Raw genomic sequence first — 22,681 nt, 5'->3', positions numbered from 1 at the left:
TTTCTTCATTCTAAACATTAATTTTCCAACCTCTGCCATTTAAGGCAGAGGTTTTATTATTTTTAGGGCGATATAAATGCCAACCTATGGAAATATTTGCCCAGGCCGAATCGTGGATATCCTTAATTACCTTAACCTTACTGGAGATTGTTTTGGGTATTGATAATGTCATCTTTATATCTATCCTTGCCGATAAATTACCGGCAAGCCAGCAAGCCCAAGGGCGCAGGCTTGGCTTGGGTATGGCCATGATTACCCGCGTGTTGCTGCTGCTATCTATTAGCTGGGTAATGACGCTCACTGCCCCCCTGTTCAACCTTGGGCATTTGTTTAGCATCACAGATGCAGACTGGGTTGAAAAATTAGCCATATCCGGCCGCGACCTCATCCTTATAGTGGGCGGATTATTCCTGATCTATAAAAGTACAGCCGAGATACATCATAAAATTGAAGGCGACGAAGAAAATACTGAAAGCATAAAAAAACATTCTTTTTGGGGTACCATTGTACAAATTATGCTGCTTGATATCGTGTTTTCGCTCGATTCTGTGATTACCGCTGTAGGTATGGCCAGTCATGTAGAGATCATGATCATTGCTGTGGTAATTGCGGTAGGTATTATGATGTGGGCATCAAATGGTGTAGCTAAGTTTGTTAACAACCACCCTACCGTGAAAATGCTGGCCTTATCATTCCTGTTACTTATAGGTGTTTCATTATTGGCAGAGGCGTTTGAACAGCACATTCCCAAAGGATACATTTATTTCGCTATGGCCTTTTCCGTATTGGTTGAAATGCTGAACCTAAAAATGAAGGCAAAAGCCGTGAAAAAAGTAAAGAGATAAGACTGAACACAGAAATCTCAATAAAATACTAATTTGTCATCCTGAGCGACAGCGAAGGATCTGTTCTCGAAATATGCATGTCGTAAAATAGATGCTTCACTCTGTTCAGCATGACAAAATTTTATCTTTAAAACACCCTGCAAAGCAGCCCCTTCAAATATTCGCCTTCCGGGAATGAGGCTCTTACCGGATGGTCTTCGGGTTGATGAAACTGGTAAATAAACTGTACCTGCTTACCTGCATCAAGTGCTGCCCATGCAATTACTTGCTTAAAAGTTTCCATATCCATAGCTCCTGAGCAGGAATAAGTAGCCAGCAAACCACCTTCATTCAGCAGCAGCATGCCCAGGCGGTTCAGATCTTTATAGGCACGCGAAGCCCTTGTTAATGCCGAGCGTGATGGCGCATATTTTGGAGGGTCGAGCACTATAACATCAAACATTTCACCATCATCCCTGAATTTACGCAACTGTGTATTTACATCAGATTTTATGGCGGTATGTCTGGCAGCATCCAGTTTATTTAGTTGTATATTTTCTTTTAATGTTTCAATAGCCAATGCAGAGCTATCCACACTGGTTACCGACACAGCGCCATTTTTTAAGCTGTTTAGCGTAAAACCTCCGGTATAGCAAAAGCAATCCAATACTTTTTTATTGGAGGCATAAGTTGCCAGTATATGCCGGTTATCGCGTTGATCACAGTAAAAGCCCGATTTTTGACCTTCGGTGATATTGATGCCGTAAACAACATTATTTTCCAATACCTCCACAATTTCGGGGGGCGCATTACCCGCAAGCACTTTACTTTCGGCCTCAGGTAAGCCTTCGTGCGCCCTTGACGCGGCATCACTTTTATCTGATATACTTTCAGGATTTAACAGTTTTTGCAGCTCATCAACAATCACCGGCATCATCTTTTCCATACCCGAAGTAAGAACCTGCACGGCCAGGTGATTGGCATATTTATCAACTATCAGCCCCGGCAAATAATCAGCCTCGCTAAAAACCAGCCTGCAGGTATTGGTTCCGTTAGCTAATACATGCGCCCGGCTTTTTACAGCTACGGCCAGTTTGGTGCGGAACCAATCGTCGTTTATTTCCACATCTTCATTCCATTCCAAAAGCCGCAGAGCAACTCTCGATTGGTTGTTATAAAAACCATAAGCCATAAAATCGCCCTTTGAATTGAGCAGGCGCACCACATCGCCGTTAACCGCCTTACCCTTTACCTTTTCAATAGCACCTGAAAATACCCAGGGATGTTTTTGCAGAACAGCTTTTTCTTTACCCTTATTTAATATAACATCAATCATAACTGCAAAGGTACTAAAATGGAGAATAGTGAGTGGCGCGTGGTGAATGGTTAGTAATAAAGAGGTAAAATAATTTGGAGATCGTTAAGGAGTGAATAGCGTAGATTAAAATATTAAATTGAAACAGTATTTTTAAACTGCTTCCCGCTCACTATTCTCCAATCTCATTAAACTTTTATAAATATTATTGCTCCAATACAATATTTCCCGATTAAAAACATTTGGTATCTTAGTATCGAAAACATAAAATGAGAAAAACTTACTTATTCCTTGCTATCATGCTATTGGCATGCATTAGCTTCAAAAGCTATGCGCAAGTACCCCGCATACCTGAGGCCAGCTCAACACAAACCATTATCCAGGATTTTGGACTGGGTAAAGTGACCATCACCTATTCAAGACCTAATGTTAAGGACCGTAAAATTTTTGGCGGCATTATACCTTATGGTGAAGTTTGGAGAACCGGCGCCAATGCGGCTACTACCATAACATTTACCGAAAAAATAGTTATTGATGGCCATAGTGTACCGGCTGGTACATATTCGCTTTTTAGTATTCCCGAAAGAAATGAGTGGACTATTATACTCAACAAAACGGTTAAACAATGGGGCGCTTACAGTTACAAACAAGCTAATGACCTTTTACGGTTCACTGTAAAATCAAGGCGGGTGAATGAAAAAAGGGAAACCTTTACCATGCAGTTTGTAAATACCACTACCAAATCAACAGATCTGTATTTGGTATGGGACCACACAGCGGCGATAATACACATGGAAACTGATGATGACGAGAAAATCACAGCGAACATTGATGAGCTGATGAAGGGCGACCGTAAGCCTTATTATTTTAACGCCATACAATATTATTACGAAAACAATAAAGATGTTGACAAAGCCTTAGGTTGGGTAGCAGAGGCCGAGAAAGAAGAGCCTAAAAGTTCGTGGTTTAAATTATGGGAATCCCGTTTATTGCTAAGAAAGGGTAATAAAGCCGGTGCTATTGCAGCAGCTGAGGCCGGTATTAAGCTTGCTAAAGACAGTAATGACGAAGAATATATCAGACTGAACCAGGAGGCACTGGATCAGGCAAAAAATTAAGCTTCAAAATCAATTTTATTTCAAGCCTGCATCCGCTTGATGCAGGCTTTTTTGTGGCATTAATCCATTAAGTATATATGCTATTATGATTAACAGGATACATCCTATGGCGTTGAGCCACAAGTAAGCTATTACATCAAAATATCCCAAAACACAAACTGCTATCTCGGTTATTATGGCTGCTATAAAAACAGCATTCCCCCTCACCTTTTTAACATAAAATGCCACAATGAATACCCCTAAAATAGTGCCGTACAAATACGATCCTAACTGGTTAACTGCCTCAAGTAAATTACCTATGCGACTTGCATAAAGCGCCATACCAATACAAACCACACCCCAGAATATAGTGGCCAGCCGGGATGCGTCGAGATAATTCTTCTCTGTTGCGTTTGGATTAATGATACGTTTATAAATATCAACCACACTGGTTGAGGCAAGTGAATTTAACGCGCTGGCCGTTGACCCCATAGATGCCAGAAAAATAATGGCAACCAGCAGACCAATAAGCCCTCTTGGCAAGTATTGCGTAACAAAAGTGAGGAATACATAATTAGTATCATTGCCATCGGCCCCGTTGCTGTTTTTTTTCATCAGATCGATAGCATTTTGCCTGATAATGCGGGATTGGATGTCGGCTACTTTTAAGGCATCTTGGGCACGGTCTATTTGTGTTTTATCTTTGCTGTCAATTGCCTTGATAAGATCATTGGTTTTAACTTTCTTTTGCTCAAAAGCCTGTGAATATTGCTGATCGAGGTAATTATACTGTGTGGCGTAACTACTTTGCTTTATCTTGTTAACCTCGTATTTATTAAAAAATATAGGGGGTTTATTGAACTGGTAAAAGGCAAAAACCAAAACACCTATTAACAGGATGAGGAATTGCATGGGTATTTTTATAAGGCCATTCATGATTAAACCCAACCTGCTTTGCCCTACCGAACTACCTGTTAAATACCTACCCACCTGGCTCTGATCGGTACCAAAATAAGACAGTTGCAAAAAGAAACCGCCAATTATACCGCTCCATATATTATAGCGATTATCCGGGTCAAACTTCCAGTCGATCACGTTCATACGGCCCAGCTTACCGGCCATTTTTATAGCATGTGTAAATCCCACTCCCTCCGGCAGTAAACTTACCACCAGTATACCCGCCAGAAACATTCCCGAAAAAATAATGCTCATTTGCAGCAGCTGTGTATACGACACTGCTTTACTGCCTCCGTAAACTGTATAAAATATAACCAGCCCCCCAATAAACAGGGTGGTATAGGCCGTGTTGATATTCAGTATGGTTGATAAAATGATAGATGGTGCGTAAATAGTTATCCCGGTTGAAAGCCCGCGCTGCACCAGGAAAAGGAATGCGGTGAGCGCCCGTGTTTTCAGATCAAAACGCTGCTCCAAAAACTCATACGCAGTATATACTTTTAGGCGATGAAATATGGGTACAAAGGTTATGCAAAGCACGATCATGGCCAGCGGCAGACCGAAATAAAACTGAACAAACCGCATCCCATCTGAATAAGCCTGCCCGGGTGCAGATAAAAAGGTAATGGCGCTGGCCTGGGTAGCCATAACCGAAAGCCCTACATGATACCACGGCAATGAGCGATTGCCCATTAAAAACTGATCGATATTTTTATTACTGCCGCTTTTCCATACGCCGTAAAGCACTATGACCAATAGCGTAGTGCCTAAAACTATCCAATCGGTTAAACTCATTCAAAAGATTTTGTAATGAGCCAAAATACTAAAATTAAAAAAAACAGCCACGCGACAACAATGCCGTAAAACTGGTTCCAATTTTTTATAAAAGATGGCAGATCAGGATCACGCCTTTTCACCGCGGCCTTTAACCAAAACAGTCACAAAGAAAGCGGCGGTTAATAAGCCTAAAACACCACCAATTGGTATCCAGATAAATCCTACGTCAATTATTGCACCTACAAAAAGGCCAGATACCAATCCTACCAGGTAAAATATAAAATCCAAGCTTTTTTCTTCTTCTTCGTGATGTTTCATATTACTGTTTTTATAACCCGACAAAAATAGGTGATTAATTGTTTTTTATCAACATTTTATTTAACGGTCATTTGCAAATGTTACAAAGGTATTTCTTCCTCATAAAAACCACCTGTACCCATATAAGTAACCCTTTTACGGTCGCCCTGCAATGTGGCTTCATAAAACCTCACTCCTGCATTTGCAATACCTTCCATAAATTCAGGATAGGTTGTTTTACCTTGCTGATTATCCCGAATAGTTTTCACAACCTCGTCATGATTAAAGGTGGTGGCTATGCTGTGGGCCTCAGCGTTATTGCCATGAAATATGGTTTCGCCATTGGCTAAGCGATAAAACATCAACCCAGCGGCTACCTCAACAGTGTATGACAGTATCCCGGCATCAATCAATTTTGCGGCGAGTTCAGGATAGTTCCTGGCTGTGGCATAAGCCTCCTTCAGTTTCTCTTCTACATTCATAATGATTGATTTTTAGGCTTGCTCAATAAATTTACGAATAAACGATATGCTCCCGGGACACCCGCAGGCAACTCTCTGAAGAAAGCAAGCGAAGTATAAACAAAGCGCCCTTTGCCATAATCGCCAACAATCAGCGAACCATCGTTAGGCTCCTCTCCTTTGTCATTCATCCTAAAAACAGCCTTATACTGCGGATCGATATCGGTTACAAAGTATAAACCGCGTTCCTGTATCCAGCCTTTAAAATCATCCTGCGTGATTTTATTAGGATAATTTAATACCGGGTTTTGCTTATCAAGTATAGTTACCTCCGCATTTTCATCAGTAACACGGCGGTTAACCACTCTGAAGGGATAAGGCCCAATCTGCCTTACAACAAGGCCTGCATTATTATTATACTGTACTAACAGATTGCCGCCATTTTTTACGTAATCCATTAAACGGCTTTGCTCATAAGCCAGTCGCTCATTTACGTTATAGGCACGCACGCCGGTAATAATTGCGTCATATATGGAAAGATCATTGTTCATAACCTCACTTTCAGATAGTAAATGTACATCATATCCAACCTGGCGCAAGGCTTCAGGCATAAGGTCGCCGGCACCTGCAATGTATCCAAGTTTTTTACCAGCTATTTTCACGTCGAGATTTACCAATTTGGCCAGGGAGGCCGGGAACAGTGTAATTGCCGGAATATGATCATATCGTATACGGTGTAGCCCCATAGTAAAAGGTTTTCCGTTAGCGGTGGTAACAACCTCCAAATTGTTTGTCTGGGGTTTATTATCAGCAGGTGTTACGGTAAAGGCAACTGTCCATTCATCGTTTTTATTTTTATCAGCAAAATCAATTTTTTCGGGGCTTATCTTCCAGCCCGCAATGGGTTTGATACTGATATTTCCACTGGCAGTAGTAAAGCTTTTTAGTTTTACCTGAACTACCTGCGGTTGTGCTGCGTTAAAAATATAATCCTGGTTTTCAATATTAGCGGTAACCGGTGGCGTTATTTCTAATGGCTGGTAAACCTCCCCTCTAACAGGGTCAACATATTTATATACCAGGCGGCGTTCAAAACGCACGGGCTTGCCTTCAATAATAAATTCAAACTCAACTTTGGGAAGGTCTGGGTTCTCGGGGTTGCCGACAAGTGTGTCATCGGGAATATTATACGCACCAATTTCATGTGGTGTTTGCAACCAATAGGGTTGTGTAATTTTATCAGCAGAGCATGTTTGTTCAAATGTTTGCAGCTGATTGGCAGGTATAACCTGGCTATTTAGACTGGAAGTATTGCTTTGACAGGATATACTATTAATTTTTACTCGATTGCTATATCGGTTAACCACCTGCGAACGGATTTGGATCTTATCGCCCAGCGCGTAAGTAGGCTCGGCAGTATAGGCCTCAAACCATAATCCGGAACAGGCCGCTATCAGATCGCTCAGTTCCTTTGTTTTTTGCTTGCGCCAGTATATATCTGAAACTTTTTCAACGCGGTTAAGTAATTGCACCATCGCAGGCACCGATTTTTCCGGATACTCCGGGTTAAAATCTCTGTGGATAATGCCGATAGCGGCGCCAATAGATTCACCGTCTTTAACTCGTTTCCAGGAGGTTTCTACCCCGTCCATCAGGTCATTCTGCGGAGCATCGCCCAAAATGGTTTTAAAATATTCGTAAGATTCGCCCCTTTGTTTAGCAGATCCGAAACCTTGTGTTTTATGATTGCTCCGGCTTTCAGCGGCTATTTCTCCATAGCCTTTACCCAACACCGGATTGTACGTACCTACATTAATTTTAAACTGATCAGCTGCGGTAGTATTCACGCTGCCGAAACTAAACGTATTCCATAATAAGCGTTTGGCCTGCCATGGCTTTACATATTTTAGCTGTTCGGGATAACGGTTAGGATCTGCGGCAGCTGTAAAAGCTTCCTGCGCCAAAATAGCCGATGAGGTGTGATGACCGTGGCCGCCTTCACCGGTTGTTGGGAAACGGCAGATCATTACATCGGGCCTGAACTTGCGGATAACCCAAACCATGTCGCCCAATACTTTCTGTTTATCCCATATTTTAAGCGTTTCTTCGGGCCCTTTTGAAAAACCAAAATCGTTGGCCCGGGTAAAAAACTGTTCAGCGCCATCAACCCTACGGGCAGCCAGTAACTCCTGTGTACGTATCAACCCTAAAAGTTCGCTTTGCTCATTACCAATTAAATTTTGTCCTCCATCGCCGCGTGTACAAGATAAATAACCAGTACGGTAATGCTTTTCCTGAGCCAGATAAGCCAGCAAACGGGTGTTTTCGTCGTCGGGGTGGGCGGCAATATACAACACGCTGCCCAATGTGTTGAGCTTTTTAAAATTCTGTTCTATAGTACCCAGATCGGCGGGTGGCGAGGTTTGTGCTATTGCAAATGTGGAAAGATATAAAAAGATGGTAATGAGGTTTATCCGCTTCATAGCAACAAATATATTGAAAGATGGAGATTTATATTTTTTGTATCAATAATATAACACTGAACCAACATTATATTATGAAAAATATAACAGTTTAAACATTTATTTAAAGAACTCAAAAAAAATTGTCACAATAAAAACAATTCTGTCATTCAATAGTAATCATTAATCAATTGATTAACTTTTGAGCATCAACCTTATCTTTTTAATCAATCGTTTGATTAATTTTGTGCCGTTAAAAAAATGGACAAAGATAAAATAGATAAAAAAGACCACATCCTGGATGTTGCCGAGCGCATCTTCGCAGAGATGGGTTTTGATGGCGCTTCAACCCGCATGATTTCGGGCGAAGCCGGGGTGAATATGGCCATGCTCAATTACTATTTCGGTTCAAAAGAAGGTTTATTTCTTGCCGTTATCGACAGAAAAATCACTTCTTTCCAAAACATATTACAAACCCTGGGTAATGATGAAAACAGGACCTCGTGGGAAAAAATCGAATCGTATATTGAAGTATATGGCGACAGGGTGGTAATTAATAATTGTTTCCAGAAACTATTATACCAGGAAATGAGCATGAACCGTCGTACCGAACTATCAGAAAAGATACGTACCATTCTGATGAAAAATGTTTCAGAACTGTTTAAGATAATGCAGGAAGGCATAGATAATGGTGAGTTTGATGCTGATGCAGATTTGCAGTTAATAGTGGCCACACTTTATGGCACTAAAAACTTCATCCTTAACACCCCTTTCATGTCAGAAACCATGCTGGGATATGACATACAGGACGAAAAAATACTGGAAGAACAATTCAAGCCCCGCATAAAGAAATATTTAAAAAGTCTCTTAAAAGGATATTTAGTTAAAGCAAATGACAACTCAAAATAAAAAACCCCATCACCTTACACTGTTTAAAGCAGTGCACCACTTCTGCCTCTACGCGGTTACGTTTGTAATAGCAGGTGTACTATTTGCCGAAAACGCAAATGCACAAGACAGAACCATTACCCTGGATGAAGCTATAAAACTGGGCCTTGATAACAGCAAGACCTTAAAGCTTTCGCAGGCCAAAGTTGAACAGGCCATTTCTGAATACAAGCAGGCCAAAGACGAAGCACTGCCAACCGGCAAAGTAAGCTATGGTTATAACCATGCTGAAATTCCGGCTAACAGGTTAGCCTTAGGAGAAGAAAGCTTTAACTTACCTGCAAGAGCCGATGCGTACCTGGGTATACTTAGTTTAAACCAAACTATTTTTGCAGGCAATAAATTAAAATATGCTCGCGAATCAACCGACCTGCTTACCCAGGTTGCCCGTTTGGATGTTACCAATGATAAAGACCAGATCACTTATGACATTATAAGTGCATATTACGGTCTTTATAAAGTACTGCAAAGCAAAAAGGTAGTTGCTCAAAATCTTAGTACCACTGATGCCCAAATAAAACAGGCTCAACGGTTTTTTGAACAGGGTTTGGTGACTAAAAATGATGTATTGCGTTTCCAGCTGCAAAGATCAAATATTGAGCTCAACGGCATCGATCTGGAAACCAATCGCCGTATCATCAATTACAACCTTAACGTTTTGTTAGGCCTGCCAGAAGGTACACAATTAAACATCGCGCAAATAACCGAAGCCGACAGAATGGTTGCCCCATTGAGCAATTATCTTGATACAGCAATGGCCAGCAGACCAGAGTTACAGCAGTTTGATTTACGCACCAAAGTGGCCGAAACAAATGTTAAAACCATTAAAGCTAATTCATTACCAACTCTTGGCGCATCTGCCGCCGGATATTATGTTGATGTAAGCTCAAACCCGATACCTAAAAGCGGACAGTTTATCACTCCCCTATCGGTTGGCTTAACCCTGTCATGGAATTTTAGCTCACTATGGACTAACAAAAACAAGGTCACCGAAGCTAAAATACAGCGAGAACAAACTGTTATTAATAAAAGCATTTCTGTTGACCGCATAAGGGACGAGGTAAACCAAAACTACCAAAGTTATACCATGTCGCTTGAAAAGATTAAGCTTTTACAAACGTCAATTGAGCAAGCTGGCGAAAACAACAAAATATTAGAATCTAAATACAAAAGCAATATAGCATCAGCGACAGACCGTGCCGATGCCGAAACACTGCTTTACCAGGCACAGATAAACCTGGAACTGGCTAAAGCCGATGCAGGACTTGCTTACTATACCCTATTAAAATCAACTGGAAAAATTAACAAATAATAATACTAAACCAATCAATAAAATGGCAAAGGAACAAGAAACACAGGATAAAAAGAAACCGAATAAAGTAATTCCAATCATATTGGGTATACTGCTGATTGGCGGTATTATTTTCGGGATTAAAGAGTATATATATTTCAGTAAACATATTGATACTGATGACGCGCAGATAGACGGCGATATAAGCCCGGTTGTTACCCGCGTTGGCGGTTATGTAGACTCTATTTACTTTGAAGAAAACACACACGTAAATGCAAACCAGCCTCTGGTAAAAATTGACGACCGCGATTATAAGGTTAAATTGGAGCAGGCACAGGCGGCACAAGTAGGTGCAAGTGCCGGTATCAACGTTAATCAGTCACAAATTTTTGCTAACCAGGCAAATTCTGCAAGCGCCAGAGCACAGGTAGCTTCAAATGCTGCACGTTTAGATAAAGTACAGAAAGATTATGAACGTTATGCCAACCTGGTAAAAGATGGCTCGGTAACTCAACAACAATTTGACCAGGCTAAATCTGATCTGGATGTAGCTAAAGCTAACCTGAAAGCATCACAGGACCAGTACAAAGCCGCTGTTGAACAAATAGGTACAACCCGCAGCCAGTTAAAGGTTACCAATACCGGCGTATCACAAAGGCAGGTTGATATTGATTTTGCTAAATTACAGTTAACGTATACAACTATTAAAGCGCCTGCAGGTGGTTTGGTTTCTAAAAAAAGCATCCAGTTGGGTCAGTTGGTGCAGGCGGGACAAACACTGTTTTCTATCATTAACGATAACAGTTTGTATATAACCGCTAACTTTAAAGAAACACAGCTGAATGATATGAAAAGCGGTCAGAAAGTGGAAATTCAAGTTGATGCTTATCCTGATCTGAAACTTGAAGGCGTTGTTTATAACTTTTCGCCAGCTACGGGTGCTAAGTTTTCCTTACTGCCACCAGATAATGCAACCGGAAACTTTGTAAAGGTTGTACAGCGTGTGCCGGTTAAAATAAAAATAACCGCCAGCAAAGAAGTGATGGATAAATTACGCCCGGGAATGAGCGTAAATGTTTCTGTAATTAAAGGATAATCCCTGATTTGTGAATTCGGATTTTCGATTTCGGATTTAGAGTTTAGGATTTAGAATTTTAGAATTTAATATATTATGGCTGAAACAGGCTTTAAAAAATGGATCATCACTATCACGGTTATCATAGCCTCGTTACTGGAGCTTATTGATACTACCATTGTGAACGTATCCCTGCCCAATATACAGGGTAATCTTGGCGCTACACTGGAAGATGTGGCCTGGGTGGTGACGGGCTACGCTGTGGCCAACGTAATTGTGCTTCCTATGTCTGGTTGGTTGGGAAGTCGTTTCGGGCGTAAAAATTACTTTATAACATCCATCATAGTATTTACCATCGCCTCATTTTTGTGCGGTAACGCTACCGGCCTTGGTGAGCTGGTATTGTTCAGGATAATACAAGGTATAGCAGGCGGTGGCTTAATATCTACCTCGCAGGCTATCTTGATAGAGACATGGCCGCGTGAGCAGATAGGTACGGCAACCGCATTATTTGGTTTAGGTGCGGTAGTTGGACCTACAGTTGGGCCTACCATCGGTGGATATATTACCGACCACTCTTCCTGGAGATGGATATTTTATGTAAATATTCCGGTAGGTGCCCTGGCGGCGTTTTTTGCCTACACCTTTGTACGCGAAACCCCCAAGGATGAAAAAGGAAAACCCGTTGACTGGTGGGGCATACTGCTGCTCGCTATTTCGGTTGGAAGTTTACAAACTATACTTGAAAAAGGCGAAACGGAAGACTGGTTTGCAACTACCTACATTACAGTGCTCACTATAACAGCTATATTAGGATTTGTATTATTTCTATGGCGCGAAATGAGCATCGACTACCCGGTAGTTAACTTTGCCATTATGCGGCACCGCAGTTTTGCGGTAGGTATGTTCACCTCATTTATACTCGGGTTCGGGCTGTACGGATCAGTGTTTGTATTCCCGGTATTTTGCCAGAACCTGCTCGGGTTTACAGCCCAGCAAACGGGCGAGATCCTGTTTCCGGGCGGGCTTTGTACCATTGTGATGATGCCTTTTATAGGTAAAATGTTAAACAAGGGTATTCCGGCCCAGTTTATGGCCACCGCGGGTATGTTCCTGTTCTTTGTATTTACTACCATGCTCAGCAATTCGACCCTGGCAGTAGGTACAGGCGATTTCTTCCTGCCCCTTGTAATACGTGGTGTTGGTATGGCGCTTTTATTTGTGCCTTTAACTACACTGGCCATAGCCGACCTGAAAGGCCCGGAAGTTGGACAAGGAACAGGTCTGAACAACATGATGCGCCAACTGGGCGGTTCATTTGGCATAGCCACTCTTACTACCATTATCCACATTAGACAAGGCGTACACCGTAACAACCTCTTAACTAACGTTACGGCTACAAACCCCGCTTTTGTTGATCGATTTAATACCTATATGCACGGGTTTATGGCTAAAGGTCACTCTTTAATAGATGCCACCCGCATGGCTTACGGAGCTATAGAAGGCGCTGTTACCAAACAAGTGCTTCTGCTAACCTACGACGACGCCTACTGGATATCTGGTTTGGTAATGTTATTTTCTATTCCGTTACTGTACCTGCAGCCTTTTAAAAAGGCGGTTAAAATGCCTGTAGACGCTCACTAATAAATGATAAAAGCCGTTCCACTATTACCTGGAACGGCTTTCCCCAAAAAAAATTAACAATTAAAATTTAAGTACTGACCCCGGGGCTTTGATGCTTACAATAAAAATTATTGCAGAGCCGGAGCCGTTTAATCTTAGGTATAAATTTAGAAGTTTTTAATTAAGAAACACAAATTAATTCGGCAATAAACTACAATTTGTGAAAAAGACATGAAAATTGTGAACTTCATGTCTTTTTTTTACAGAATTTTCGTCAGATAGATTAAAAAACGATCTTCCCGGTAGAAGTTATCAGTGATGCAATACGTACTGCATCAAAAATACGTTCCTCTGTAGTTCCCAATTTTATCAGTGAGTCTTCGTGCGCGTTAACACACATTTCGCAACCATTTACTGCAGAAATAGCCAGGCTCATTAATTCAAAAAATTCTTTTCCAGTAACCGGTTTCATCATCAGTTGCATACGGATGCGGGCGGGTATCTGCGTATATTTTTCCTTTTGGGTAAAATGCCTGAACCTATAGAAAACATTGTTGGATGCCAATAAAGAAGCACATCCCACAGCCTCGGCTATCTCACCAGCATCTGCGCCCTGCTCTTCTGCATACTTTGTAAAAAATACAGTAAGGGGGTTATTGTTGTTGTTTACAGCTGTGCTTAAACCCAATAAAGCACATTCTTTAGCTGTTAAATGGGCAGAGGTAAATGTGCTGGTAAAATTCAGTTTCAGGTCGCGCAGGTAGCGCGATTCGCCTTTTTCAAGCAAGGCGAGGGCTTCGGTTCTGTATTCCTTATCTAATCCAATACTTTGCAGTATTTCCTGGATTACTTCGGTACTTTCGTTCATGTATTTTTGTGCTTAAAGCCGAAAGCCTAAGGCTTAAGGCAAAGTGTGATTAAAATAGCGTTCGGCTTTATGCCCTAAGCTTTCAGCTTATAAAAGTGTATAAAAAATCCCCGCACAAAATCAAAATGTACGGGGAATATGGGACTAACAGGGGTATTAAACGGTAAGGGTTTCCTGACCTTTCTCCCAGTTGCATGGGCAAAGCTCATCAGTTTGTAAACCATCAAGTACACGTAAAACTTCTTTAACGTTACGGCCAACACTCAGGTCGTTAACTGATACCCAACGGATAATGCCGGTAGGATCAATGATAAAAGTAGCACGGTAAGCAATTTTTTCAGTTGGCTCTAATATACCCAGATCTTCCGCCAATGATTTTGAAGTATCGGCAAGCATAGGGAATTTAAGATCGCGCAGGTCATCGTGGTTATTTCTCCAAGCCAAGTGTACAAATTCCGAATCGGTAGAAGCACCAATTAAACGGGTTTCGCGGTCACGGAACTCGCCATAGCTTTTGTTGAACTCAGCAATTTCAGTTGGGCAAACAAAAGTGAAATCCTTTGGCCACCAGAACATTACTGTCCAAACATTATCGTCATTTACCAGGTACTCAGAAGTTAATGTTTCAAACTCTTTACCTTTTTCAAGATTTGTTACAGCAGTTTTAGAAAATTGAGGGAATTTTTGTCCTATCGTTAACATAATAGCTCTTTTTTTATTATTTATGCAAATATAAGTTTTTTAATCACGCCTTCTAATACTATAAATCTATACGATATAGATTTTTTTTATATAGAATGTTAATCATATCATCTTTAACTATTTACCAATAATCACAAAAAATACAGCGCAAAAAGAGGCGACATATAATGATACGTCGCCTCTTGCAAATGATAAATCCCGTTTAAAGTATAAACTTAGTACTCAGGAAATTAGAATCATTTCCATTTACAATCTCATTGATGATATGCTTATTGGTATCGTTCATCTTTGTAGCCACTAATGAGCGGATAGAGAAAGCCCTTAACGCATCATATACAGAAAGTGTACCTTCAGCGCTATCCTTACGGCCCGTAAACGGAAATACATCGGGCCCGCGCTGGCACTGGCTATTGATATTTACCCTGCTTACCAGATTTACAAACGGATCTATCAACGACGATATTTCACTGGCATCATTACTGAATATACTCACCTGCATACCGTGCGGTGAATCTATCTGATAATCAATCGGCTCTTCTATCGATTCAAAAGGGATTACCGGTATCACCGGGCCAAACTGCTCCTCACGGTAAAGCTTCATTTTTTCATTTACAGGATAAACAATAGCCGGGTAAAAGAACGAGGCAAGTGTTTCGCCTCCATTTTCGTTGATAACTTTTGCACCGTTGGCAATCGCGTCATTAACAATGTCCGTTAAATAGTCGGTTTTATTTGCCTCTGGTAGTGGGGTAAGTTTTACATCTCTATCCCATGGCAAACCAAATTTAAGTTTCGATACTTCCTCACTTAGCAATTTCAAAAACTCATCAGCAACATCCTTATGTACAAAAATCACTTTAATAGCTGTACAACGTTGTCCGTTAAATGATAGTGCGCCTAAAACACACTCACTAACAGCCAAATGCAGGTCGGCATTTTTTGTTACAATAGCCGCGTTTTTGGCATCAAGACTAAGTACCGCCCGTAAACGGTTTATTTTAGGATGACGTTTCTTCAGATCATTGGCCACCTTACTTGAGCCAATAAAGGCAAGCACATTAATTTTGCCTGTTTGCATTAAACCCGGGGTAACCACAGCTCCACGGCCGTACACCGTATTAACCACGCCTTTAGGAAACGACTCCTGGAAAGCCCTTAACAGCGGATAATGCAATAGCGTACCATGCTTAGGTGGTTTAAATAAAATGGTATTGCCCATAATGAGGGCGGGTATAAGGGTAGTAAAGGTTTCATTAAGCGGATAGTTAAACGGCCCCATACACAATACCACCCCCAGCGGCGAGCGGCGGATCTGGGCAATTAAGCCCTCGGCCATCTCAAACCGCGACGACTTACGGTCAAGCGCCTTCAAAGCATCAATAGTAGCGTTGATGTATTCAATGGTGCGGTCAAACTCCTTGGCCGAATCGCCGTATGATTTTCCAATCTCCCACATCAGCAGCTTTACCACCAGCGTGCGTTGCTCAATCATTTTGTAAATAAAGCGCTCCATACATTTGATGCGGCCGTCAACGCTCATGGTGGGCCATTCGCCGCGGCCATTATCATAAGCAGCTATGGCAGCCTCAAGGGCATCGTTAGCCTCTACTTCGGTACAAATGGGATATGTACCTATTAACTTACGTACAAATCCGTCGGTTGTAGGAAAACAAACAGGTGAATAAACTTCGCTTACCGGCCCAATCCACTGTTTCATTTCGCCGTTGCAAAGGTATTCCCGCTGGTGCACTTCTTCTATTTGGAATTCGGCCGGTATCTGGCTTTCCTCCACAAATATCGAACTGATCTGGTCTTGAAAACTCATATAAAAATTGGTGTTTGATTTCTATAAAGGTAAAAAAAGCCCGCTTTTATAAGCAAGATTTTTATTCAGATACCCATTATTATCAATTTTTCAATTTAATAGAGCCTCAATTATGATCCTGCTATTTTTATTGAAAGCGATGGACGTAAAAGGGTGCTCCATCAGTAAACCCGGAGAAATCAAGTTTCAATTGCCGCGAAACAACCTGCAGTGAATCATGACATCTTTTTACCTCAAGGTAATGAAACATGGGTTTATAATTACTGTCAATATCATGAATTACACCTTTACCTGAGCGTATGGGCTGATGCGGACCGCCACCGCCGCCTATTACAAGAAAATTTTTGCCTTGTAAATTAAAGTGCTCAAAATTGTGCGAGTGGCCAGAGAGGAAAAGAATGCCCTTTTTTGAATTAACAAAGAGGGGAACAAACTGCTGCTGTACTTTTACTGATGGTGCAACTACCCTGCTATTGGTAAAAGGCGAATGGTGGCAACCAACAATCACAAATTTTATAGCAGCATCATGATCTAATTCATTAATGGTGTGCCTATACCAGTTATCCTGTTTTTCTATTTCCAATGCCGTCATTTTACCGAAATTAGAATTTAGCAAAACCACGGCTACAGAATCTATCTTTTCAATATAGCCTGTTGAACTATGCATTGGAAACCTGTCCTGGAATTTTGCAGCTCCCTTTTTTGCATTGAGCATTAATTCATGATTACCAAGCACGGCATAAACCGGTATATGATACTGGCGGCAACTGCTCAAATACCCATCCATCCTTTTCCACTTACTATCCCGGCAGCCTAATGATACTACGTCGCCAAGTATAAATAAGCTTGAGGGCCGGGCAGCTACAATATCCTGAAAGATGAGTTTAGTTGCTTTTTGATTATGATTTATTTTGCGGATTATTCTTTCAACCAGCAGGGGCTCCTGCGTATCACTGGCAAAAATTATTTTATGATTCTGCTCTTGCGCAAATATTGGAGCGGAAGAGCCTACAATGCTCATCCACAAAATAAATAAACAAAGGCAGCGCAATACCATTAGCAAATGTCTTTAATGCTGTAAGTTACAACATTAAAGACATTTTTATTTATCCGGCAGCACTCCAGGCGTGATGCTGATTATGCCGATTCTTTATACAGCACCATACCGGCGTGATAAAAAACGTCACCGTCAAAATCACCATCGGCTACAAAACCCGAATCGTCTAAATATTCTATATGCTTACCACTTATGTTATAAAAACCTGTGTAAGCGCCTTTTTTATTACCACGAGCTTCAACATAACGACCGTTAGGTAATAACTCATGGCGTATGTAACCATCTTTTGTTACCCAAACGCCTATATGCTGATCTTTCTCCATATTTTAAAATCCTGTTGATGTCGTTAGTTCCTTCCATGCTTCCAGTTCATTTTGAACCAAAGCTATTTTCTGTTGTGCAAACTCATAAGCATCCGCGCCCAGGAATAAATTGAGCGGGGCTTCTGACTCATTGGTTATCCTGATCATGACCGCTGCCGCCTTTTCCGGATCGCCGGCCTGTTGCTTGTCCATATCATTCTGATGCCGGTTTACCGTGTCACGCACATTTTGATAGGCAGCTATCTGATTTTTAGGAACTACAAGCGATCCCTCAGAAAGGAAATTGGTGCGGAAATACCCGGGCATTACAATGGTTACTTTTATGCCAAAGGGTTTAACTTCTGAATGCAAAGCCTCTGAAAAACCATTAACCGCGAATTTAGTAGCACAATAAATCCCGCCGCCTGGTGCTCCTCCGGTAAATCCCCCAACCGACGATATATTAAGGATGTGGCCTGATTGCTGTTCGCGCAGATAAGGTAGTGTTTTGCGGATCACGTTTAAGGAACCAAACACATTTACTTCAAAGTTATCGCGTGCTTCCTGGTCGGTTAACTCCTCAAGGCCGCCAAGCAGACCATATCCTGCGTTATTAACCACCACATCAATTTTACCAAAGGTGCTGATGGTTTTTTCAACGGCTTCCTGCACACTGTCTTCGTTTTTAATATTTACTGCCAGCGGTAAAAACTGTTCGCTGTGATTGTCAACAGCGTTGTTCAGGTCGCTGAGGTTTCTGGAGGTTGCTGCTACACGGTAACCCTCGTTTAATAATTTTTTTACCAGGGTGAGCCCTAATCCTTTAGAGGCACCGGTTACAAACCAAACTTTTTGATTGCTCATTTTATTTTTGTTTTTCAGGTAGATGATTATTTTTATTTACCGGGTTTGCCCGAGCGGCCTTAAAACCAGCTCGTTTACGGTGATATTTCCCGGCTGACTTATAGCATATATCACCGCGTCGGCAATAGCTTCTTCGTCCATTTTAGGCATGCTTTTCAGGTTTCCGTAAAGCGCCTTAATCTTCGGACTGGTAATATCATGGCCCAGTTCTGATTGTGTGGCACCCGGATAAACGGTTGTTACTTTAATGGTTTGGGCTACTTCTTCGCGCAGGGTTTCCATGATCGCCTTTACAGCAAACTTGGTACCGCTGTACACTCCAATTCCCGGCGATGTTTTTAAACCACCCACAGACGAGGTAGTCAGGATATGCCCCTGACCTCTTTGAAGCATGTGTGGTAACACCGCGTTAATGCCATATAATACGCCCTTAATATTAATGTCGATCATTTTATCCCATTCGTCCACATGACCTTCATCAAAAAAAGAGATGGGCATAACGCCGGCGTTGTTCCACAGTACATCGATATGTCCAAACCTGCTAATTGCCTGCTGAATAAGGTTATCCAGGTCGGTACGCTTGCTCACATCCGTTACCACATACATGGCGTTATCTCCCATCCCGTTCACCAAAGACTGTAGTTGATCTTCCCTCCGTGCCGCCAATACTACTTTGGCCCCCAGCCCGGCAAGTTTACGGGCCGCAGCAGCTCCTATACCACTGCTGGCCCCGGTTATCACGATAACTTTATCCTTGATATTTTCCACTATGCGTTTGCTTTTTTGATGTTATAAAAGCTACAATTGATTTTAATTATGCTGCGCGTCATACTCAAAATCGGTTGAGCAGGTAACATCCTGCCATTCGCGGATCTCGTTATGCAGCGTATCCAGCTTGGATAATGCCCGGTTATAGGCATCGCCTCCTAATAGCAAGTACAATGGAGGATTCTCTTCGCCGGCAATTTTAATGATGGATTCAGCTGCCTTTTCCGGATCACCAGCCTGTTCGCCATCCATTTTTAAATATTTGGCATGCAAAGCTCTTACATCCTCATACTCGGCAATTGGATTCGAGGTCATAGCCAGTGAATCGGGCGAAAGGAAACTGGTTCTGAATGCGCCGGGAGCAACTACCGTAACTTTAACACCGAATGGTTTTACATCGGCGGCAAGCACTTCTGATAAGCCCACTACAGCAAATTTGGCAGCGCTGTAAATTGCAAAGCCCGAACCAGGGGCGATACCTGCTATTGATGCTATGTTAATAATATGCCCTGAACGCTGTTTACGCAGATAAGGCATCACATGCCTGATTACGTTAAGCGTTGCAAATACGTTTACATCAAATGCCAGGCGGGTTTCATCATCGTTAAGTTCTTCAATTGCGCCTCCAATACCATAACCGGCATTATTAATAACTACGTCTATTTTGCCAAATGCTTCATGGGTATGCTGCAGGGCCAGTGACACACTGCTTTCGTTAACAAGATCGACTTGTAACGGTAAAAAATTATTATTTGTAGAGCTAACTGCATTAATTAACTCCTGTTGATTTCTGGAGGTGGCAGCAACAAGCTGACCAGCATCCAGTAATTGCTTTACTAAACTGAGTCCAAAACCTTTGGAAGCACCAGTTATAAACCATACTTTTTTGTTGTCCATAATTTGTTCTGATTTGATAGAACAAAATTAAGGTATGGAGGAGGGGTATGCATTACGCTAATCAAACCAATGGTTACAAAATTCAAACATTTTATGAATTTATACCACTTTTAGCTTTTGGCCGGATTAATAAAATACACGGGATTTATAACAAATATAACGAATTGGCTCCGTTAAATCAAACCACCTCAAACATTCCTGAAAGAAGATGGCGTTTGTTGTGTTTGCTTCTTGAAAAAATTATTGAAGTGCGTTGCCTCCTCAAAACCAAGACAATATCCAATCTCGGATATATTCCAGTCGGTATGCCTGAGGAGCGATTTGGCTTCGCTGAGTAGCCGCTCGGCGATGTGGTCTGTAGTAGTTTTACCGGTGGTTTCGCGGATAGCCCGGTTCAGGTGGTTTACGTGTACTGACAGCCGCTGTGCAAAGTCATTAGCCGACCGCAGCGCAAAACGCTGGGCAGGAGTTTCTATCGGAAACTGTCGCTCCAGCAGTTCGGTAAATACGGAAGTAATTCTTGATTTGGCATCAGGGTGCTTGTACACATTTTCTGATGGCTGTGTTTTCAGCGCATAATAGGCAAGCTCGGTAACATAATTGCGAATGAGTTCATATTTAAAATCATATTCGGAGTTGATTTCGTTGAGCATTTTCACAAATAAACCGCTTACATAATCGCTCTGTTCACTGTTTAAGGCATAAACTGGCTTGGCGCCCAGGCTAAACATTGGCAACTCGCTCAGGCCCCCTCTAAACCTTTCTGTAAAAAAGGCCTCGGTAAATATGCAGAAGAACCCTGTACGGTCATCAGACATGCGTTCAAACGTATAAGGCACATTCGGACTAAAAAACATCAGGCTCGTGCCACTAAGCTCAATGCTCTTATCGGCATAATGTATAATGTTATCACCATGCATCAGGCTGATCTTGTAGAAACTCCTGCGACTGTACGTCACTGTTTTAGCATTCGGACCTATACAGTCCTCAATCCTGAAAACATTAAAATGACCCATATTTTGCTGCAGGTTATCGGGCAGCCAGTCAAATTTATTCTTATAAAATTCCTCAAGGGTTTCTGACACCATGATCAAAGTTACAAAATTCAAACTATGACATGCAACAGCATTGACAAAAAAGTGTCATTTTTAACAAAATTTCGCCTTAAAAGCGGTTGTTTTCGGGAGAAAAACAGTGAAAAATTTTCAAAAAACACTCATTTTAACACTTTTTTGTGCGGTTTAACAATTATCGGGCAAAGTGGTACTTGCAAGCGTCTCCGTTCTAATGAGATTGCTTCGTTCCTCGCAATGACATGGAAATGACTTGTTATTCTTGTCGAAGGGTCGCGCGCAGAAGCCCGCCCCACCATGCTTCGACGGAGCTCAGCATGACAGCCGGATCTTTTCGGTATAAAAAAGACACATGTGATGTGCCTCTACATTAACCAAACGTAGAAACACATTACATGTGTCTCAAAATTTTAAGATCAGCCTCTTTTTATTCCCGTTCTTCCAGGTTAGCAGCGGCGGCTTCGTCTAAAAACCACTCTACCTCTCCTGTTATGGAGTCAATAAGCTGGGCCGGGTATTCGTCAATGTCCTCTGCATCTTCCAGTATGTGGTGAACAGCTATAGCTTTTCCTTCGCCATAAACCAGGAACGCGATGTAACGGGCCTCGTTTATAAGAGGGGCATTCAGCGTAATGCGCCACACTTGCTGATCTTCCAGCCAAACTTCTTTTACGCCGGGTTTGGTATCGTGCAATACCGGGGTATGCGGAAATAACGACGCAGTATGCGAGTTATCACCAAGGCCTAGCAATACTAAGTCAAAGCTTGGCTCGTCTTCATCAAAAAAAGCAGCGATTATTTCCCCGTATTTTTGTGCAGCTTCCGCGGGCTCAAATGTGGTATCAACCGCAAAAACATTAGCCGGACTTATCAGCAATGGCTCAAATAACGCTTTTTTGGCCATCAGGTAATTACTGTCTTTATGGTCTTGTGGCACGTTGCGCTCATCACCAAAAAAGAAGAATACCTTAGTCCAATCCAATTGGTCGGCATAAGATGTTGATGCCAGCAGTTCATACAGCTTTTTTGGCGAACTGCCACCCGAAAGGGCCACAGTAAACCTGCTACGCGCACTAATAGACTCCTGTGCAATCTTTACAAAATAATCTGCCAATGCAGTAAGCACTTCATCGGCAGTATTAAAAATATTCAATTTCATATTTTTCAGTTTTGAGTAGTGAGTGGTAAGTTATGGGTT

Annotated in this window: 21 protein-coding genes; 6 read left to right on the top strand and 15 right to left on the bottom strand. The window is 41.8% G+C overall.

Going from position 1 to position 22,681, the window contains the following annotated elements:
• Window positions 1–86: 86 nt before the first annotated feature.
• Window positions 87–845: a TerC family protein gene (locus tag SNE25_RS05350; RefSeq protein WP_321564059.1), complete on the top strand. Its 759-nt coding sequence runs from the start codon at window positions 87–89 to the stop codon at window positions 843–845.
• A 127-nt stretch (window positions 846–972) separates the two neighbouring features.
• Here SNE25_RS05350 and SNE25_RS05345 read toward each other — a convergent pair whose 3' ends face one another.
• Window positions 973–2,160: a class I SAM-dependent rRNA methyltransferase gene (locus SNE25_RS05345; RefSeq protein WP_321564058.1), complete on the bottom strand. Its 1,188-nt coding sequence runs from the start codon at window positions 2,158–2,160 to the stop codon at window positions 973–975.
• Window positions 2,161–2,408: 248 nt separating this feature from the next.
• Here SNE25_RS05345 and SNE25_RS05340 point away from each other — a divergent pair, with 248 nt between their 5' ends.
• Window positions 2,409–3,257: a DUF2911 domain-containing protein gene (locus SNE25_RS05340; RefSeq protein WP_321564057.1), complete on the top strand. Its 849-nt coding sequence runs from the start codon at window positions 2,409–2,411 to the stop codon at window positions 3,255–3,257.
• A 15-nt stretch (window positions 3,258–3,272) separates the two neighbouring features.
• Here the strand turns inward: SNE25_RS05340 and SNE25_RS05335 are convergent, their stop codons facing one another.
• The 4 genes from SNE25_RS05335 to SNE25_RS05320 form a co-directional block, all read right to left on the bottom strand.
• A complete protein-coding gene (locus SNE25_RS05335) occupies window positions 3,273–4,988 on the bottom strand; it encodes a sodium:solute symporter (RefSeq protein ID WP_321564056.1) in 1,716 nt (571 codons plus the stop codon).
• 108 nt (window positions 4,989–5,096) lie between these two features.
• Window positions 5,097–5,288, bottom strand: coding sequence for a hypothetical protein (locus tag SNE25_RS05330; RefSeq protein ID WP_321564055.1), 192 nt, complete (start codon window positions 5,286–5,288; stop codon window positions 5,097–5,099).
• 80 nt (window positions 5,289–5,368) lie between these two features.
• Window positions 5,369–5,749 (bottom strand): DUF1398 family protein, encoded by a 381-nt coding sequence (locus tag SNE25_RS05325; protein WP_321564054.1) that lies wholly within the window; start codon window positions 5,747–5,749, stop codon window positions 5,369–5,371.
• Window positions 5,746–8,211, bottom strand: a complete 2,466-nt coding sequence (locus SNE25_RS05320) for a PIG-L family deacetylase (RefSeq protein ID WP_321564053.1) — start codon at window positions 8,209–8,211, stop codon at window positions 5,746–5,748. Before SNE25_RS05320 ends, SNE25_RS05325 begins: the two co-directional genes overlap by 4 nt.
• Window positions 8,212–8,451: 240 nt before the next feature.
• Between SNE25_RS05320 and SNE25_RS05315 the strand changes: the two genes are divergently transcribed.
• From SNE25_RS05315 to SNE25_RS05300, 4 genes are all read left to right on the top strand, one after another.
• Window positions 8,452–9,099 (top strand): TetR/AcrR family transcriptional regulator, encoded by a 648-nt coding sequence (locus tag SNE25_RS05315; RefSeq protein ID WP_321564052.1) that lies wholly within the window; start codon window positions 8,452–8,454, stop codon window positions 9,097–9,099.
• Window positions 9,083–10,450 carry a TolC family protein gene (locus SNE25_RS05310; RefSeq protein ID WP_321564051.1) on the top strand — a complete coding sequence of 456 codons (1,368 nt, stop codon included), beginning with the start codon at window positions 9,083–9,085 and terminating at the stop codon, window positions 10,448–10,450. Before SNE25_RS05315 ends, SNE25_RS05310 begins: the two co-directional genes overlap by 17 nt.
• Before the next feature lie 22 nt (window positions 10,451–10,472).
• Complete coding sequence (locus tag SNE25_RS05305; RefSeq protein ID WP_321564050.1) at window positions 10,473–11,525, top strand: HlyD family secretion protein; 1,053 nt, start codon at window positions 10,473–10,475, stop codon at window positions 11,523–11,525.
• A gap of 75 nt (window positions 11,526–11,600) precedes the next feature.
• Entirely contained in the window at window positions 11,601–13,148 is a 1,548-nt protein-coding gene (locus SNE25_RS05300) for a DHA2 family efflux MFS transporter permease subunit (RefSeq protein ID WP_321564049.1), read from the top strand.
• Window positions 13,149–13,410: 262 nt separating this feature from the next.
• Here SNE25_RS05300 and SNE25_RS05295 read toward each other — a convergent pair whose 3' ends face one another.
• The 10 genes from SNE25_RS05295 to pgl all read right to left on the bottom strand — a co-directional run bounded on the left by SNE25_RS05295 (window position 13,411) and on the right by pgl (window position 22,642).
• Window positions 13,411–13,995, bottom strand: a complete 585-nt coding sequence (locus tag SNE25_RS05295; protein WP_321564048.1) for a carboxymuconolactone decarboxylase family protein — start codon at window positions 13,993–13,995, stop codon at window positions 13,411–13,413.
• Window positions 13,996–14,151: 156 nt separating this feature from the next.
• Window positions 14,152–14,697, bottom strand: coding sequence for a peroxiredoxin (locus SNE25_RS05290; RefSeq protein ID WP_321564047.1), 546 nt, complete (start codon window positions 14,695–14,697; stop codon window positions 14,152–14,154).
• A 202-nt stretch (window positions 14,698–14,899) separates the two neighbouring features.
• Window positions 14,900–16,522 (bottom strand): NADP-dependent glyceraldehyde-3-phosphate dehydrogenase, encoded by a 1,623-nt coding sequence (locus SNE25_RS05285; protein ID WP_321564046.1) that lies wholly within the window; start codon window positions 16,520–16,522, stop codon window positions 14,900–14,902.
• A gap of 127 nt (window positions 16,523–16,649) precedes the next feature.
• Window positions 16,650–17,543 (bottom strand): metallophosphoesterase family protein, encoded by an 894-nt coding sequence (locus SNE25_RS05280; RefSeq protein WP_321564045.1) that lies wholly within the window; start codon window positions 17,541–17,543, stop codon window positions 16,650–16,652.
• 116 nt (window positions 17,544–17,659) lie between these two features.
• Window positions 17,660–17,902, bottom strand: coding sequence for an Atu4866 domain-containing protein (locus tag SNE25_RS05275; RefSeq protein ID WP_321564044.1), 243 nt, complete (start codon window positions 17,900–17,902; stop codon window positions 17,660–17,662).
• A 3-nt stretch (window positions 17,903–17,905) separates the two neighbouring features.
• Window positions 17,906–18,745, bottom strand: coding sequence for an SDR family oxidoreductase (locus tag SNE25_RS05270; protein ID WP_321564043.1), 840 nt, complete (start codon window positions 18,743–18,745; stop codon window positions 17,906–17,908).
• A gap of 36 nt (window positions 18,746–18,781) precedes the next feature.
• Window positions 18,782–19,513, bottom strand: coding sequence for an SDR family oxidoreductase (locus tag SNE25_RS05265; protein ID WP_321564042.1), 732 nt, complete (start codon window positions 19,511–19,513; stop codon window positions 18,782–18,784).
• Between the two features lie 42 nt (window positions 19,514–19,555).
• On the bottom strand, window positions 19,556–20,410 hold the full coding sequence (locus SNE25_RS05260) for an oxidoreductase (RefSeq protein ID WP_321564041.1): 855 nt from the start codon (window positions 20,408–20,410) through the stop codon (window positions 19,556–19,558).
• 188 nt (window positions 20,411–20,598) lie between these two features.
• A complete protein-coding gene (locus tag SNE25_RS05255) occupies window positions 20,599–21,498 on the bottom strand; it encodes a helix-turn-helix domain-containing protein (protein WP_321564040.1) in 900 nt (299 codons plus the stop codon).
• Between the two features lie 412 nt (window positions 21,499–21,910).
• On the bottom strand, window positions 21,911–22,642 hold the full coding sequence (gene pgl / locus SNE25_RS05250; RefSeq protein ID WP_321564039.1) for a 6-phosphogluconolactonase: 732 nt from the start codon (window positions 22,640–22,642) through the stop codon (window positions 21,911–21,913).
• Window positions 22,643–22,681 lie beyond the last annotated feature (39 nt).

The organism is Mucilaginibacter sabulilitoris (genome assembly GCF_034262375.1).
Lineage (GTDB): Bacteria > Bacteroidota > Bacteroidia > Sphingobacteriales > Sphingobacteriaceae > Mucilaginibacter > Mucilaginibacter sabulilitoris.
Note: the sequence above shows the minus strand (reverse complement) of the source record. Positions and strands in the feature narration are given on the sequence as shown.

Coding starts and splice junctions, on each gene's coding strand:
- SNE25_RS05285 (WP_321564046.1), bottom strand. CDS start 16,522: ATGAGTTTTCAAGACCAGATCAGTTCGATATTTGTGGAGGAAAGCCAG.
- SNE25_RS05315 (WP_321564052.1), top strand. CDS start 8,452: ATGGACAAAGATAAAATAGATAAAAAAGACCACATCCTGGATGTTGCC.
- SNE25_RS05255 (WP_321564040.1), bottom strand. CDS start 21,498: ATGGTGTCAGAAACCCTTGAGGAATTTTATAAGAATAAATTTGACTGG.
- SNE25_RS05335 (WP_321564056.1), bottom strand. CDS start 4,988: ATGAGTTTAACCGATTGGATAGTTTTAGGCACTACGCTATTGGTCATA.
- SNE25_RS05340 (WP_321564057.1), top strand. CDS start 2,409: ATGAGAAAAACTTACTTATTCCTTGCTATCATGCTATTGGCATGCATT.
- SNE25_RS05320 (WP_321564053.1), bottom strand. CDS start 8,211: ATGAAGCGGATAAACCTCATTACCATCTTTTTATATCTTTCCACATTT.
- SNE25_RS05260 (WP_321564041.1), bottom strand. CDS start 20,410: ATGGACAACAAAAAAGTATGGTTTATAACTGGTGCTTCCAAAGGTTTT.
- SNE25_RS05350 (WP_321564059.1), top strand. CDS start 87: ATGGAAATATTTGCCCAGGCCGAATCGTGGATATCCTTAATTACCTTA.
- SNE25_RS05325 (WP_321564054.1), bottom strand. CDS start 5,749: ATGAATGTAGAAGAGAAACTGAAGGAGGCTTATGCCACAGCCAGGAAC.
- SNE25_RS05280 (WP_321564045.1), bottom strand. CDS start 17,543: ATGAGCATTGTAGGCTCTTCCGCTCCAATATTTGCGCAAGAGCAGAAT.
- SNE25_RS05270 (WP_321564043.1), bottom strand. CDS start 18,745: ATGAGCAATCAAAAAGTTTGGTTTGTAACCGGTGCCTCTAAAGGATTA.
- SNE25_RS05305 (WP_321564050.1), top strand. CDS start 10,473: ATGGCAAAGGAACAAGAAACACAGGATAAAAAGAAACCGAATAAAGTA.
- SNE25_RS05290 (WP_321564047.1), bottom strand. CDS start 14,697: ATGTTAACGATAGGACAAAAATTCCCTCAATTTTCTAAAACTGCTGTA.
- SNE25_RS05295 (WP_321564048.1), bottom strand. CDS start 13,995: ATGAACGAAAGTACCGAAGTAATCCAGGAAATACTGCAAAGTATTGGA.
- SNE25_RS05345 (WP_321564058.1), bottom strand. CDS start 2,160: ATGATTGATGTTATATTAAATAAGGGTAAAGAAAAAGCTGTTCTGCAA.
- SNE25_RS05310 (WP_321564051.1), top strand. CDS start 9,083: ATGACAACTCAAAATAAAAAACCCCATCACCTTACACTGTTTAAAGCA.
- SNE25_RS05300 (WP_321564049.1), top strand. CDS start 11,601: ATGGCTGAAACAGGCTTTAAAAAATGGATCATCACTATCACGGTTATC.
- SNE25_RS05275 (WP_321564044.1), bottom strand. CDS start 17,902: ATGGAGAAAGATCAGCATATAGGCGTTTGGGTAACAAAAGATGGTTAC.
- SNE25_RS05330 (WP_321564055.1), bottom strand. CDS start 5,288: ATGAAACATCACGAAGAAGAAGAAAAAAGCTTGGATTTTATATTTTAC.
- pgl (WP_321564039.1), bottom strand. CDS start 22,642: ATGAAATTGAATATTTTTAATACTGCCGATGAAGTGCTTACTGCATTG.